Genomic DNA, 14,517 nt, shown 5'->3' on the forward strand with positions numbered 1-14,517 from the left:
TTATTATTGTTTTACTGTAATAAGTTTTTCAGCAATGACTTTACGTAATTCTTTTTTGCTTACCTTTCCAACGCCTGTTTGCGGGAATGATTCAATAAATTCAATTCGATCTGGAATCTTATAAGCTGCTATACCACGTTCTCTTAAAAACATTTTTAATTCACTTACTGCCGGAACTTGTCCGCGAGCTATAACAAAAGCACAGGTGCGTTCACCTAAATAATCGTCAGGCATAGATACAATTGCTACGTCATGGACCGCATCGTGTGCTAATAGATGATTTTCAACTTCTTCCGCAGCAACTTTCTCACCACCACGGTTAATTTGATCTTTATCTCTTCCTTCTACAATGATGTATCCTTGTTCATTTACTTTTACAAGATCACCTGTGCGATAAAATCCATCCTTTGTAAATGATCGTGCATTATGCTCTTCGGCTTTATAGTAACCACGAATTGTATATGGACCTCGAGTTAATAAACTACCTACTTCACCCGGTTTTACATCGTTGTCATTTTCATCAACAACTCGTACTTCATCGAGTTCAGACATTGGTCTACCTTGTGTATGAATAATAATTTCTTCCGGATCATCTAATCTTGTATAGTTCACTAATCCTTCCGCCATACCGAACACTTGCTGTAACGTACATCCAAATGTAGGGCGTATACGTTTTGCAACCTCAGCGCTAAACTTAGCACCACCTACTTGAATCACTTCTAGACTCGATAAATCAGCATTACGAGAAGATGCAGCATCAAGCCATATCATTGCTAATGGCGGTACGAGAGCAGTAATCGTAACTTTTTCTTTTTCGATAAGTGTAAATGCCTCATCCGGACTACCTCCAGTTGCCAGCACAACTTTTCCACCCGCATAGAAAGTTCCAAATGTTCCAGGAGAGCTCATCGGGTAATTATGTGCTACTGGAAGAACGGCCATATAGACACTCTCTGCACTTAAATTACAAATTTCAGCGCTAACACGTAAACTATAAATATAATCATCATGCGTTCGAGGAATTAATTTAGAAAGTCCTGTTGTCCCTCCTGATAATTGGAGAAACGCAACATCACTTGGCTGAACTTCTGGTAATGGAACGGGATCTATATATAAATCACTTATGTTCACAAATTCTTCTTCTTCTCCCACTACAATTACATGTTGTAAAGTTGGCACTTTCTCTTTCACTTCTCTTGCTAGTTTTCGATAATCAAAACCGAGAGCTTTATCTGAAATAACGTAAGCACTCGCCTCACCAAACTCACAAAAATAACTAATTTCACTGCTTCGATGTGAAGGTAATGCAAAAACAGGAAGTGCCCCAATTCGAAATAGCGCAAAACATACTTCGAAAAACTCAATAACGTTAGGCAGCTGGATTACAACTCGATCCTCTTGCTTTATTCCTAAATTCAGTAGCCCTGAAGCTAATCGATCTACTTTTTTATCAAACTCACTATACGTAATATGCGTATTACCACTTACAACTGCAATTTGATCGCCATATTTTTCAGCTCGTTCTCTTAACATCCCGCCAAATGTTTCCCCAAGCCAACAGCCTTCTTCTCGGTAACGATTTGCAAATTCTTTTGGCCATTTTGTATAACCTGTTAGCATTCTTTCTGCCCCCTACTTTTCATTAAGTGAACTATCATTTAATCCTAATGCTTTCAACATTGTTTGGAACTTAGCTGATGTTTCTGCTAATTCATCTTCTGGTTTTGACTCAGCAACAACGCCCGCTCCTGCATATAAACGGAGTGTATTTTCTTGTACTTCAGCACAACGAATTGTAACAATCCATTCACCGTCTCCATTTAAATCACTCCACCCTAGCATTCCTGTAAAGAATTCACGGTCAAATGGCTCAATTTTTTGAATCGCCTCTCTCGCTTCTTCCATCGGTGTGCCGCAAACTGCTGGCGTCGGATGAAGAGCAATTGCTAATTCCAAAGAAGTAGTATTCGGATCCTTTAGTTCACCTTTCACTTCAGTAGATAAATGCCACATCGCTTCACTATGAATAACGGATGGCTTTTCCGGAACATGTAATGTATGACAGTACGGACGAAGCGCTGCAGCAACTGCTTCTACTACTACCGCATGTTCATGTAAATCTTTTGGAGAAGAAAGTAATTCCTCTGCTCTTCTCTTATCTTCAGCTGAATCCTCACTACGTGGCCTTGAACCAGCTAACGGATTAGAAATAACTTGCATACCATTACGTGAGACGAGTAATTCAGGGCTCGCTCCAATTAACGTCTTACTATTCTCATTTTCATCTTTCGATACATTCACAGCAAATGTATATCCATGCTTATTATGCGCTGCTAATTCTCGAAGAAGTTTTTGCTTATCAATCTTTTCGGAAGAATTAACATCTAACGATCTGGATAGAACGATTTTCTTTAAATCCCCGCCCTTTATTTTTGCAATTCCTTGCTTCACACCATTCATATACACTTCAGGCTCTGGCATTGGCGTCATTTCGAATGTTACGTTCTCATTTGTTTCAAACTGATTTGTTGTATTCAATTGTAAACGCTCAGAAATTCTGCTATATTCTGGTACGATAAGTTGAACTTCTTTTCTACGATCAAATGGCAAGGCACCGACGACGATAGGATTCGGATTTCCTGCTTGTTTTGCATTACATAATACTGCTTGTACAAGCTCTGGAAAACTTTCAATTTCATGATGCTTTACTGTAGTAAACTCTCCTTCTGCTAATATCGTTCGAGTTGGTGAAGCGAAAAAGAATGAAGATTCAGTCTTATAATCTTCTAGTAATTTTTCTGACAGTTCCTTTACAGCCGTAAATTCCTTCATTGTATAGTAACCCCCTGTTTTTTTTATTAAACGCCTAATGTAGCTCCGCCATCAACACATAAATTATGCATTGTAATATGACTAGCTTTATCTGAAGCTAAAAACAATACTGCTTCAGCAATTTCTGAAGGCTGTGCAATTTTTTGTAACGGTATACCGAGTCTATATGTATTTTGAGAACCAGCAATTATATTTTTTTCTCCATTCTCATCAGCCCATAGTAGCCTTTGCATTTCAGTTTCAGTAGAACCTGGAGAAACTACGTTACAGCGAATGTTATACGCTGCAAGTTCTAATCCTAAACATTTCATAAACATCGTCGTAGCAGCTTTTGATGCAGCATATGCAGCCATCTCCATTCTCGGCGTATTTGCTGCATTTGAACCAACTGTAACAATTGCCCCTGACTTTCTTTGCATCATATGTTTACTTACTGCTCGGGACATATAGAAAACTCCTGTAGAATTTACAGAAAACGTTTTATTCCAATCTTCATCACTTAACGAGTGAATCGCTCCCATACGTAAAACCCCTGCAACATTTACTAATATATCTATTGGCGCTATTTCATTTTCAATATCATTTACCATCTGTTCAACTGCGGTACTATCACTCACATCTAAGCAAAACGTTTTCAAATGTATTTCATTTAAGAGTTCGTTTAATCCCTCTTCATTTTGATCAACCGCAATAACTGTAGCTCCTCTTTCTAAAAACATTTTAGCAACAACACTACCTATACCTTGAGCTGCACCTGTTACTAAAACAGTTTTCCCATCAAATTCCCCTAAGTTCATTTCCTCTATCCTTTCATTTGAAAATCAATCTAATTAAACAAATAATGATAATGATTATCATTATCGATGTAAAAAATAATACACTTACTAAACTAATTGGTCAAGTGTACTTTTCATTAAAATATTATTCATTGATAATGTTTTTCATTTAACGTTCTTACACCGAAATGATAATCTTTCTCAATAAACTTGTCAACCTATTTTTATTTTTCAGATAAAAACTTTAGTGCTTTTCAATACAATTACATCTAAAAGTATTAATAAACACTTACATTAATACTTTAATTCTTACTCCTCTTTGTAAAAATTGAAGATGATAAACTGAAGGTCTCTTCAGTTACAAAGCCTTAACAAAAAGTCGAGCATTTATTTTCTCAATATTTGTCTGAAAATATATCTTGCAAACATTAATTCATATTTTCTTTATTATTTAAGATTTAATACATATTTCGAATACGATGTATCGATTTATTATATTCCAATATAATCCAAACGGATATTTCACTCACTTTTATATCAAAAAAAATAAAAAGTAATTTAACCTTGTTAAAATAACTCAAAAAAGCACCCTATTTAACAGGATGCTTTTTCGTAACTATAGTGTTATAGAAGATTTATATACTTATGCTACGCTGCGATACTCTTCTTCTTGTTCTTTTTTCTGTTTAGGTGCTCGAATTAAAATTGCGATAATGAATGACACGACACATAGTACGCCAATCACCATAAAGGTTGGTTTGAATCCACCTAGAAGTGCACCGATAAAGGAACCTGCAAGCGCTCCAAATCCAAATCCTTGATACACAATTCCGTAATTCTTACTATGGTTTTTCATACCGAAGAAATCACCAACAATAGCTGGGAAAATAGTAATATTTCCACCAAAGCAAAACGCTACACTTGCTACACATACGAAGTAGATACCGTAATTCAAATCTACGAAACTTAGAACTAATACCGAACTCGCCATAACAACAAAAGTACCCGTAACGATTTTCAAACGACCAATTTTATCTGATAACGGTCCTAGAATAATACGACCTAATGTGTTAAATATTGCAACCATAGCCACCGCATTAGCTGCTGTCGCTGCACTAAGCCCTACAAGTTGAACACCAATGTCTTTTACCATACCAATTAAGTATAAGCCACTCATACATGATGTAAATAACATGATGAATAATAAGTATACTTGTTTTGTGCCTAACATTTCTTTTGTTGTATATTCATGAGTTTTTGTTTCCTGAACTGCACCTTGATCAGCAGCTTGATGGATTAAACAAGCTCCAAGAACAATCATAGCTGTAACAATTAAACCCCAATATATAAATGCTTGTGATACACCAACTGATTCAATTAACTGTGCGTTAACGTATTTAAAGATTAAGCTACCAGAACCATATGCAGAGACAGAAATACCAGCAATTAAACCTTTACGCTCTGGAAACCACTTTATTAAATTTGATAGTGAAGTGATATATGCTGTACCATCTGCATATCCTACAACAACTCCTGCAAGTACATAAAGCAATAGTAATGAGGACGCTTGTGAACTAAGTATTAACCCTAGTCCTAATGCTAATCCAGCTATCATAATAAGTTTACGAAGTCCCCATTTTTCTTGCAATTTACTTGCAAATAAAGTTGAAAATGCTAAAGAAAGACTAGTAATTGAGAAAGTTATCGCAACAGCGTTAAGACTCCAACCGTATTTACTAACTAAAGGCTGATTGAATAAACTCCATGTATATATCGTTCCAAGCCCCATTTGTACTATAACTGTGCCAAGGACAACAAGCCATGGATTAACCTTTGATTTTTTCATACCTTTCTGCCTCCTCTTTCTATTTCAATGCTTTTCGCTAAGTCTTGTTTTTTTATGTTCATTTTGGTCATCTCTTTTGATTTAACACCTTCATTGTATAAGATGTTTTCAGTTATGTAAGCACTTACAAGACAGGGCGTCAAAAACATGGAATCAGTTACAGAAAACGAAGGATGAAATACAAAAAACTACTTATTAAATACGTAACAGTTATTTAAATTGGTTTGTATAAGTTCGATTTACATTTGTTTTTGAACCCTTTTTTAAAAAATGAAACAATCGGCTCTACAAATTCCATCATAATGAAAGCATTTTTAATACGTCTTCTTAAAATTTCTTTCAATTCTGCACACATAGACTACAAATATTTTTTTGATAAATAAAACTAAATATTCACTAATATACCTATACGTGGTTTAATATATATAATAAAAAATATTTCTGTCTTTAATGAGGAGGTACTATGAAAGCAAACGTAGGGGATACTATACTTTTTCAACGAAACAATTTAAAGATTACAGGATCTGTACTAAAACTTTATACTGAATCGGTCTTAGTTGAAATTACAAATGTAAGCGGTGGTACTTTTGAATTTGAACGAACAATTGTAAATCATAAAAACTATAAAATATTAAATACGAATACATAAAGTGAAACTTTAATCAGTGGGGGTTTTGTTCATCCCCCACTGATTATTAGTTGAACCAATCGGACGTTTACGGACAGCCCGACTCCCACCTAACTTCTTTGCTCCAACTGAATTTTGAGGTGGGAGTTTTACTGTCGGTTAACGCGGGATAGAACAACACAAAATAGCCCCTGCTCACCAGCAGCGGCTATTTTATATGAAAATACTTCATTAGTTTATATATCCTAAAACACTTACAATCTTACTCGCTTTTAAATTATTAATATGATAATAAATTTCTAAACCTCTTCTCTCAGCTCGTAACACTTTACCTTTCATTTTTGATAAATGTTGCGAAACAGTCGATTGTGGAATATTTAGTAATTCTGTTAGTTGTGTTACGTTACAAGTTTTTCTCGTGCTTAATTCATTTACAATTTGTAATCGGATTGGGTGCGCCATAATTTTTAAAATATCTACATCTTCTTCTGAAACTAAACTTTTTCTCATTTCACTCGTATATGTTGTCATAAGACATTCCCCTTTTATATGAATTCCTTTTATTTAGATCTATTTCCAAAATATTTAAAACTCCGATGTGAAACCTTTATATAAAAATAATAGAATTTTTAATTTTTAAAAACAGAACGAAATACAATTCACTTTATTTATTTGGTACATATACATAATACAATGTTAATATGTGCTCTATGTGAAGTTAGCATAAATTTATAATGAAGATTTTTCAAATAATTCACATCTAACTACATATTTCCTCCTAACACTATCCAGTGATTTTAACATATTTTAGGCGTTTGTATATACTATCTACAAAATAAATGTTATTTAGGGGGAATTCAAATGCCTACAATGTTACAAGAAGAAGTTGAAGAAGCGCGCGAAACATATGTCAGTCGTATCATTTTGGTCGGTGGATCGGCTTTATTTTTAGTAGGCGGTGTTATCTCGGCAATTTCGGCTTTTAAAGCTTATAATCGTTTGGAAAATACGCCGTCTTCTACAGATAACTCATAGGTGAATTATCTAATTTTGAATAACAAATAAAGAGGCTGTCCCAAAAGATGCTTTTTAGCCAAAATCGTATAAAAAGTGAAAGGCAGAAATGTTGATTTTATAACATTTCTGCCTTTTCGATTTCATGTGATATTACTTCGAAAGAGACTTATGAGACAGCCCCTTTATTTTATCAAAAGTTCTATACTAAAGAATCGCAAATAATATGAATTACAATTGAACTTACTTCACCACAAACCGTGTCTGACTACACCCATCCTTCTGCTTCGTTATTTCTAATACAGCTGGCATTGCGTTTTTTAGCTCTTGAACGTGTGAGATTACACCAATAAATCGACCTGATTTTTGTAAGTCAATTAATGCGTCAACCGCTTTTGTTAATGACTCCTCATCTAATGAACCGAATCCTTCGTCGATAAACATCGTTTCGATGGAAATACCACCTTCATACGCTTGAATGACGTCTGCCATTCCGAGCGCTAAACATAGCGATGCATTAAATTTCTCGCCGCCAGATAGAGTTTTTACATCGCGTGTTTGGCCAGTATATGCGTCGTATACATCTAAACCTAATCCACTTTGGCGATTTCTCTTTTCAACTCGTTCACTTCGTTTTAAATAAAATTGTCCATTTGATAATTTACGTAATCGTTCGTTTGCGATTTGAACAATTTGTTCTAAATACTCAATTAAGATGTAACGTTCAAATGAAATACGGCTTTCGTTATCACCTTTCATTACTTCATATAAGTCAACAAGTTCTTGGAAAGCTTTTTCTTCCTCATGAATTTGCTCATCAATACGTCTAATATTTTCATGTAAATCAGAAATATATGTTACCGCATTTTGCGAACGTTGACGTTTTTCTTTAATGATATCAAGGTTAATTTCTAGATCTTTTATATGTTCACCTAACGCCGTAATATCCATATACTCTTTATCTTTTAATTCAGCATGTAACTCTTCAATTTGTTTTGCAAGTACTTCAAGAGATGAATAATAGCTTTGAATTTCTTTTTGTAACATATCCATCTCGACATCACTTAATTTCGCTTCTTTATACGTAATTTGATCTGTAAATCCACTCTGTTCAAGCTCTTTCATAAAGCGCGTGAAAGTCTCTTCTTTCTTCGATTTTGCACTTTCAAATTGATTAGAAGCACCTTCCTGTTCTGCTTGAATACGTATATTTTCATTTTGCCAATGTTGATACGCCTCCTGCACTTTCTTCCATTCGTCCTCCATTAATTTGAGCTCATGCATAGCTTGGTCAAACTGGACTTTCCAAGCTTGGACTGTTTGTAAGTTTTCAGGAATGTTTTTCTTATCATGTTCATATGACGTACGAAGCTGCATACAATCCATTTCTATACGGTGCTGTTCTGTTTCTACCTCATGTTTTTGTTTCTGAAGTGCATCTACTTTTTCTTCTATGCTTTTTATTTTCACAGCTGTTTGCTTACGCGTTTCTTCACTTGCTTTTAACGTATTCACTTCAGTTGCTAATTGTTTTCCTTTTTGAACAAGCGCACTATATGTTTCAGCTAATTCTTCTGAGCGATAGCCCCGCTTCTTAACCTCTTCTATTACTTGTTCATATTGAAGATGATAGAAATTCCATTTCTCCTCTAACTGAACATGTAATTTTTCAGCAAGATTCTTCTTGTCTCTTAAATCATTTAACTCTTTTTCATTGATGGCATCACTTTGCTCTGAAGCTTTTTTCGGATGGTTCGTGCTGCCACATACTGGACAAGATTCACCATCATGTAGATGAAGAGCTAATATACCAGCTTGTTCACTTAACCAGCGACGTTCCATATTCTCATATGCACGAACTGTCTCTTGCATCTTAATAAATGCAGTTTCTTTTTCTTGCTCGAATTTTTGTTTTTCTTGCCATACGTCATATGCTTGCTTTAAAACTTTTGCATCTTCTCGCATATTCGTTAGTTCTTCTACTTTATCTATATATCGTTCAAGCGCTCGCTCTAATTGCTGTAATTCACCAGACATTAGCTGTTTTTGATTTGTATGCTCTTCTAATTGTCGATCTAAGTTTTGCATACTTTCTTTTAATTTTCCTAGTTGAATTTCTGCATTTTGTAAATTCAACTGTTTCTCAGCTAACGATGCAATAATCGGTTGTAACTCTTCTAATCTTTGAACAAGTTTTTTTGCATTTTCTCTCTCAGGTTCTTTATTCTTTACTGCTTCATATTTCTCCTGAGCAAGTTCAAAATTATTCATTATATTTTCTTTTTTAGCGATAATTTGTTTTAACAAACTTTCAGCTTTCTGCTCATTTTGCATTGCTTCTTCATACCACTGTTCAAATGGTAATAAGCGCTTCGCTTGTTCCGCACGCTTAAAAGATAGTTCTTTCATTTCAATTACTGAACGTTTTTCTTGTAAAGTATTATATTTCTCATTCTTTTGTTGTAAATCTATAAATTTCTCATTTACAGACTTCGCTGCATGAAAACGTGTTTCAGCATCCTTTAATTGCTTCGTTTGAATATCTTGTTCTACTTGTAATTGCTCCACCTCTGCCTTATACGCAGCTGTCTCTTGTTCTAATGCCTCTACTACTTGATGCGTATTTACATGGTCTTGTTCCACTAATGTCTCTAATAATGCTCCATCTCGGATCGGTAATTTAAAAACATTACGAAAATGTAGCTCTCGCTCTTTTTGTTTTTCTTGTAAGACGTCTTTCCATTGTTTTCGTTTTTGATCAAGTAACTCACGCATTAACTTATAACGATCTGTTTTAAAAATACGACGCAAAATCTCTTCTTTGTTTTCTGTCTCAGATGTTAATAGTTTTCGGAATTCCCCTTGCGGTAACATAACAATTTGGCTAAATTGATGTTTACTTAAACCAATTAAATCTTCTACTTTTTTATTTACATCCGTTACATGGAAACGATCAACAGCCGGAATCTTCTCTTCATCAATTACTTCATATAATTCTACTGCATGTCCCGTAATCGTCTTGTTCCCTTGTTTTTTATGTCCCAGTTGTCGTTTTATTTCATAACGTTTCCCTTTTAACTGAAAGGTTAATTCTACGCTTGTATACACATTATCATCAGCAAATTGACTGCGGAGCATGCTCGTATCACTTCGTTCTTCTCCACTTGCCTCACCATATAACACATAACAAATCGCATCAAAAATTGTTGTCTTTCCAGCGCCCGTGTTCCCCGAAATAGCGAAAATACGATGCTCTCCCAAATCGTCAAAATCAATTACTTCTTTCTGTTTATACGGGCCAAATGCCGTCATAATAAGCTGAATCGGTCTCATCCTCGTTCACCTTCCCGTTCTTGCACTGTTTGTAATACTTCTACAAATAGACGTTCTTTCTCTTCTGATAAATCTAAGCCTTTCATTTCTTTATAAAAAGCTTTTAATAGTGATAAATCATCCGTTTTATGTCTTGAAACAGTTACTTCATTTGACTCAGTGAACTCTCGTCTTTGAATGGCTCTTTCAACATGCATTGCATTTGGATAAACAGAGCGTATTTTTTCCATTGGCTGCAAGACAGGATTTTCATCTAATAATTTTACAAACACGTAATCTTCACTTACTGGATGTTGTAACAATTCATCTATTTTCGCTTCTACTGTTCGCATTTTACGGCGTGGTGTAAGTAACCTTTTTTCAATTGTTGCTTCACCTTGCTCGTCCAATTCCACAATATAATATCCTTTTTTATGTTTTTCTTCAGAAATAGAATAGGCAAGTGGCGAACCTGAATATCGAATTGTTTCATTACGTACGAAATGCGCTTGATGTAAATGTCCAAGCGCTGTGTAATGAAACTTATCAAAATAATGACTATTTACGTATTCAGCACCACCAATTGAAAGCGGTCGTTCGGCATCACTAGTATTCTCTTCTGCTTCTCCAGCAGAAGTTACAAATGCATGACCAACAAATACATGTCTCGCTTCTTTATCCATCGTTTCAGAAAGCTCATTCATAAAAATACGCATCGCATCATCATGAGAACGTACGTCTTCGTTTTTCAATACATGTCTCACTATACTTGGATCCGCATATGGAACGAGATGGAAGTGAACCTCCCCATATTCATCATTTAATATAATTGGCTCATATGGAAATTGAAATTGCCCCACAATAAATAATCCTTGTTTCTTCATTAAACTACTTCCAAAATGAATACGATCTGGACTATCATGGTTTCCTGCAACTGCAATAACTGGCGTTTGTAAATCAATCACTATTTTTTGCAGCACATCATTTAATAAGTCTACTGCTTCTGTAGGTGGAATTGCTCGGTCATATAAATCCCCTGCAATAATTACGGCATCTGGTTTTTCTTCTTCAACAGCTTGTACAAACTGATCTAATACAATCTTTTGATCTTCAGTCATATACACGCCATGAACAAGCTTTCCTAAATGCCAATCGGCTGTATGAAATAACTTCATGGTTTCCTGCTCCTTTTAATTTACTGAATTTAGTGATACAAGTTGATAGTTTATTGTAGTTTTTCCGTTCTCCCATTCTAACTTTTGTATCATTGCACTACCGATTCTTTCTTCATTTGATTTATATAAAGGTAATATTTCTTGAACTGTAAATAAGTGATAACCATCCAATTTTAATTGAAATATGTTTTCTTCTATATGTAATCTTACTTCTTTTTCATTTGAAATAATTTTTGTGTGCATCTCAAATTTCATGATAGATACAACCCCTTTTTCTAATCTCTACACTATTAATAGTATATTGGCTATGCAAGATTGACAAGTACATACACGGTAAAGTACATACTTTTCTATTGCGATATGTTTTTTTAATTTCACATATAATACGGTATGTGAAATTTTATTCTTTCCAAAAATAAAAATGTCTCATATGACATCTTTATTTTTGGATAAATTCTTTCATTACATAATATAAAACTGTAATGAAAACAATCGCTACAAAAAATGAAAATACTGCAACAATGTACCCATCTTTATTTAATAAAATGCAAAAAGAAATAGATATGATAAAAATCGGAAATACAAGTCGTACTTTATCCTTCACTTCCTCTGTCGTATCTGTATGATGAAAATATTGCGTTATCCCTATCATTAAAGAAGACAAAATAATCACCGACAATAGTAAAGGTACTGGCATTCCGATTTCTCCTTTCTCTATTTCTAATGAAAAGCAATTTTTCTTTCATTATAATCACTTCAAATACTCTTTTCGAAGTGATTATGTACAATTTACACATATATAATAGCGTGTTTATCATGGTAACTTCAAATAATTACAATTACAGTAATGTTGTAATATTCATTTTCAACCTCCAAAATCCTGCAAATATAACTCGTCAAAATATGCAGTGGATAAATTAACATATACCGCCAACTTTAGACAAAATTTATAAAGGACATTTCAGTACGTATAAAGAATTAAGAATAAGAAGATATGTAAGGGAGGATGAATTATGACTGAACACGTTTTATTTTCTGTTAGCGAAAACGGCGTTGCATCAATTACTTTAAACCGCCCAAAAGCACTTAATTCTTTATCTTATGACATGTTGCAACCAATTGGGCAAAAACTGAAAGAGTGGGAAAATGATGAGCGAATTGCGCTTATCGTATTAAAAGGAGCTGGCACAAAAGGTTTTTGTGCAGGTGGCGACATTAAAACTCTTTATGAAGCACGTTCAAATGAAGCTGCATTGCAGCATGCGGAACGTTTCTTTGAAGAAGAGTATGAAATTGATACATATATTTATCAATATAAAAAACCGATTATCGCTTGTTTAGATGGAATTGTAATGGGTGGTGGTGTCGGTCTTACAAATGGTGCAAAATACCGAATTGTAACTGAGCGTACGAAATGGGCAATGCCAGAGATGAATATTGGCTTCTTCCCAGACGTCGGTGCTGCTTATTTCTTAAATAAAGCTCCAGGGTATGCTGGCCGATATGTTGCTTTAACAGCATCTATTTTAAAAGCTTCTGACGTATTATTTATAAACGCTGCTGATTACTTTATGACATCTGATTCATTACCAGAGTTTCTTACTGAACTTGAAAGTGTAAATTGGCATAAAGAAGATGATGTACATACTCATTTAAAAGAAGTCATTCGTACATTTGCAACTGCTCCAAACTTAGAAAGCAAGCTTTCCCCTTCATTAGAAGAAATTAATTCACATTTTGCATTCGATACAATTGAAGAAATTATCCATTCATTAGAGAAAGATCAAAGTTCCTTTGCTTTACAAACGAAAGAAACGTTATTATCAAAATCTCCTATTTCACTAAAAGTAACATTAAAACAGTTTATTGATGGACAAGATAAGTCCGTTGAAGAATGTTTCGCTACTGACCTTGTACTTGCTAAAAACTTCATGAGACATGAAGATTTCTTTGAAGGAGTACGCTCTGTTGTCGTTGATAAAGATCAAAACCCAAATTATAAATATAAGCAGTTAAGTGATGTTTCAGAAGAAGATGTAAACCGGTTCTTTAACTTACTTAATGCGTAAAGTGAGAATTTAATAAGTAGGGTTTATCTCCCTCTTATTATTAGTAGAAGCAATCGCCCTTTCATACGGGATTAAATTGAGGCTATATAGTCGTATAATTACACGCCTATATAGCCTTTTTCCTATTTAATAAATTTTAATAAAATTTAATTTTATTAAATCGAATTATGTGCTACACTATTTTTAATCAAATATTCTAAAAATAAAAAAGGAGGAGCGACTATGATTGAAAATTTTTTTCTTTTCATCATTATGTCTATTTGTCTTATTATTTTACCCGGTCCAGATACAGCAATGGCCACGAAAAATACATTAGTTGCTGGTAAGGCGGGCGGAGTAAAGACAGTGTTCGGCACATGTATTGCACTTTTGATTCATACGTTAGCTGCAGTAATCGGACTATCCGCACTTATTGTAAAGTCAGCTCTTTTATTCTCTATTTTCAAGTACGTTGGAGCTCTATATTTAATTTATATTGGTATTAAAGCCCTTTTAGCAGTAAGAAATAAAGAAGGCGTTGATACGAACGACTTACCTTTGAATAATGAAGATGAACACACTTCTTGCTTTCGCCAAGGGTTTCTTACGAATTTATTAAACCCTAAAGTTGCAGTTTTCTTTTTAACGTTTTTACCGCAATTTTTAAATCCAAATCATAATACGTTTATCCAACTTCTCGTAATGGGCCTTACTTATCTCGTTTTAACAGTTATTTGGTTCGCTTTTTATATATTTTTAATTGATAAAATTAGTGCTTTTATGAAGAAACCGAAGACGCAACGTTATATTCAAGGATTAACGGGAATTGTCTTAATTGGTTTTGGTATTAAACTAGCTTTTGAAAAAAGCAATTAACAAGAAGAAA

The 14,517-nt window shown here is 34.2% G+C and carries 13 protein-coding genes; 4 read left to right on the forward strand and 9 right to left on the reverse strand.

Annotation, left to right across the window (positions count from 1 at the left end):
- Positions 1 to 3 precede the first annotated feature (3 nt).
- The 4 genes from ACTFNE_RS08190 to ACTFNE_RS08205 all read right to left on the reverse strand — a co-directional run bounded on the left by ACTFNE_RS08190 (position 4) and on the right by ACTFNE_RS08205 (position 5,454).
- Positions 4 to 1,620, reverse strand: a complete 1,617-nt coding sequence (locus tag ACTFNE_RS08190) for a (2,3-dihydroxybenzoyl)adenylate synthase (RefSeq protein WP_046197461.1) — start codon at positions 1,618 to 1,620, stop codon at positions 4 to 6.
- 12 nt (positions 1,621 to 1,632) lie between these two features.
- Positions 1,633 to 2,832 carry an isochorismate synthase DhbC gene (dhbC, locus tag ACTFNE_RS08195; RefSeq protein WP_270705423.1) on the reverse strand — a complete coding sequence of 400 codons (1,200 nt, stop codon included), beginning with the start codon at positions 2,830 to 2,832 and terminating at the stop codon, positions 1,633 to 1,635.
- 26 nt (positions 2,833 to 2,858) lie between these two features.
- Positions 2,859 to 3,629 (reverse strand): 2,3-dihydro-2,3-dihydroxybenzoate dehydrogenase, encoded by a 771-nt coding sequence (gene dhbA, locus ACTFNE_RS08200; RefSeq protein WP_046197463.1) that lies wholly within the window; start codon positions 3,627 to 3,629, stop codon positions 2,859 to 2,861.
- Between the two features lie 622 nt (positions 3,630 to 4,251).
- Positions 4,252 to 5,454: an L-lactate MFS transporter gene (locus tag ACTFNE_RS08205; protein WP_270705421.1), complete on the reverse strand. Its 1,203-nt coding sequence runs from the start codon at positions 5,452 to 5,454 to the stop codon at positions 4,252 to 4,254.
- 463 nt (positions 5,455 to 5,917) lie between these two features.
- Here ACTFNE_RS08205 and ACTFNE_RS08210 point away from each other — a divergent pair, with 463 nt between their 5' ends.
- Positions 5,918 to 6,103, forward strand: coding sequence for a YkvS family protein (locus ACTFNE_RS08210; protein ID WP_000646794.1), 186 nt, complete (start codon positions 5,918 to 5,920; stop codon positions 6,101 to 6,103).
- Positions 6,104 to 6,313: 210 nt separating this feature from the next.
- On the opposite strand, the gene ACTFNE_RS08215 is transcribed toward ACTFNE_RS08210, so the two are convergent.
- Positions 6,314 to 6,613 (reverse strand): ArsR/SmtB family transcription factor, encoded by a 300-nt coding sequence (locus ACTFNE_RS08215; protein WP_000214798.1) that lies wholly within the window; start codon positions 6,611 to 6,613, stop codon positions 6,314 to 6,316.
- A 330-nt stretch (positions 6,614 to 6,943) separates the two neighbouring features.
- Here ACTFNE_RS08215 and ACTFNE_RS08220 point away from each other — a divergent pair, with 330 nt between their 5' ends.
- Complete coding sequence (locus ACTFNE_RS08220) at positions 6,944 to 7,117, forward strand: hypothetical protein (protein WP_001142747.1); 174 nt, start codon at positions 6,944 to 6,946, stop codon at positions 7,115 to 7,117.
- 222 nt (positions 7,118 to 7,339) lie between these two features.
- On the opposite strand, the gene ACTFNE_RS08225 is transcribed toward ACTFNE_RS08220, so the two are convergent.
- The 4 genes from ACTFNE_RS08225 to ACTFNE_RS08240 all read right to left on the reverse strand — a co-directional run bounded on the left by ACTFNE_RS08225 (position 7,340) and on the right by ACTFNE_RS08240 (position 12,280).
- The gene (locus tag ACTFNE_RS08225; RefSeq protein WP_270705420.1) at positions 7,340 to 10,429 is read right to left on the reverse strand and encodes an SMC family ATPase; all 3,090 of its coding nucleotides are present in this window, start codon (positions 10,427 to 10,429) and stop codon (positions 7,340 to 7,342) included.
- Positions 10,426 to 11,583, reverse strand: a complete 1,158-nt coding sequence (locus ACTFNE_RS08230; RefSeq protein WP_046197481.1) for an exonuclease SbcCD subunit D — start codon at positions 11,581 to 11,583, stop codon at positions 10,426 to 10,428. The genes ACTFNE_RS08225 and ACTFNE_RS08230 overlap by 4 nt, the downstream gene beginning before the upstream one ends.
- 15 nt (positions 11,584 to 11,598) lie before the next feature.
- Complete coding sequence (locus tag ACTFNE_RS08235) at positions 11,599 to 11,838, reverse strand: DUF2584 domain-containing protein (protein WP_000667348.1); 240 nt, start codon at positions 11,836 to 11,838, stop codon at positions 11,599 to 11,601.
- Between the two features lie 184 nt (positions 11,839 to 12,022).
- The gene (locus tag ACTFNE_RS08240) at positions 12,023 to 12,280 is read right to left on the reverse strand and encodes a hypothetical protein (protein ID WP_001145041.1); all 258 of its coding nucleotides are present in this window, start codon (positions 12,278 to 12,280) and stop codon (positions 12,023 to 12,025) included.
- A gap of 316 nt (positions 12,281 to 12,596) precedes the next feature.
- Between ACTFNE_RS08240 and ACTFNE_RS08245 the strand changes: the two genes are divergently transcribed.
- Both ACTFNE_RS08245 and ACTFNE_RS08250 read left to right on the forward strand, forming a co-directional pair.
- Entirely contained in the window at positions 12,597 to 13,652 is a 1,056-nt protein-coding gene (locus ACTFNE_RS08245) for an enoyl-CoA hydratase/isomerase family protein (RefSeq protein WP_046197482.1), read from the forward strand.
- 222 nt (positions 13,653 to 13,874) lie between these two features.
- Positions 13,875 to 14,507: a LysE family translocator gene (locus ACTFNE_RS08250; protein ID WP_046197483.1), complete on the forward strand. Its 633-nt coding sequence runs from the start codon at positions 13,875 to 13,877 to the stop codon at positions 14,505 to 14,507.
- The last annotated feature ends 10 nt before the right edge of the window (positions 14,508 to 14,517 follow it).

The sequence above is a fragment of the Bacillus cereus group sp. MYBKT111-2 genome (assembly GCF_051915205.1).
GTDB classification, from domain to species: domain Bacteria; phylum Bacillota; class Bacilli; order Bacillales; family Bacillaceae_G; genus Bacillus_A; species Bacillus_A paranthracis.

Coding starts and splice junctions, on each gene's coding strand:
- dhbA (WP_046197463.1), bottom strand. CDS start 3,629: ATGAACTTAGGGGAATTTGATGGGAAAACTGTTTTAGTAACAGGTGCA.
- ACTFNE_RS08250 (WP_046197483.1), top strand. CDS start 13,875: ATGATTGAAAATTTTTTTCTTTTCATCATTATGTCTATTTGTCTTATT.
- ACTFNE_RS08205 (WP_270705421.1), bottom strand. CDS start 5,454: ATGAAAAAATCAAAGGTTAATCCATGGCTTGTTGTCCTTGGCACAGTT.
- ACTFNE_RS08245 (WP_046197482.1), top strand. CDS start 12,597: ATGACTGAACACGTTTTATTTTCTGTTAGCGAAAACGGCGTTGCATCA.
- ACTFNE_RS08210 (WP_000646794.1), top strand. CDS start 5,918: ATGAAAGCAAACGTAGGGGATACTATACTTTTTCAACGAAACAATTTA.
- dhbC (WP_270705423.1), bottom strand. CDS start 2,832: ATGAAGGAATTTACGGCTGTAAAGGAACTGTCAGAAAAATTACTAGAA.
- ACTFNE_RS08220 (WP_001142747.1), top strand. CDS start 6,944: ATGCCTACAATGTTACAAGAAGAAGTTGAAGAAGCGCGCGAAACATAT.
- ACTFNE_RS08235 (WP_000667348.1), bottom strand. CDS start 11,838: ATGAAATTTGAGATGCACACAAAAATTATTTCAAATGAAAAAGAAGTA.
- ACTFNE_RS08230 (WP_046197481.1), bottom strand. CDS start 11,583: ATGAAGTTATTTCATACAGCCGATTGGCATTTAGGAAAGCTTGTTCAT.
- ACTFNE_RS08225 (WP_270705420.1), bottom strand. CDS start 10,429: ATGAGACCGATTCAGCTTATTATGACGGCATTTGGCCCGTATAAACAG.
- ACTFNE_RS08190 (WP_046197461.1), bottom strand. CDS start 1,620: ATGCTAACAGGTTATACAAAATGGCCAAAAGAATTTGCAAATCGTTAC.
- ACTFNE_RS08240 (WP_001145041.1), bottom strand. CDS start 12,280: ATGCCAGTACCTTTACTATTGTCGGTGATTATTTTGTCTTCTTTAATG.
- ACTFNE_RS08215 (WP_000214798.1), bottom strand. CDS start 6,613: ATGACAACATATACGAGTGAAATGAGAAAAAGTTTAGTTTCAGAAGAA.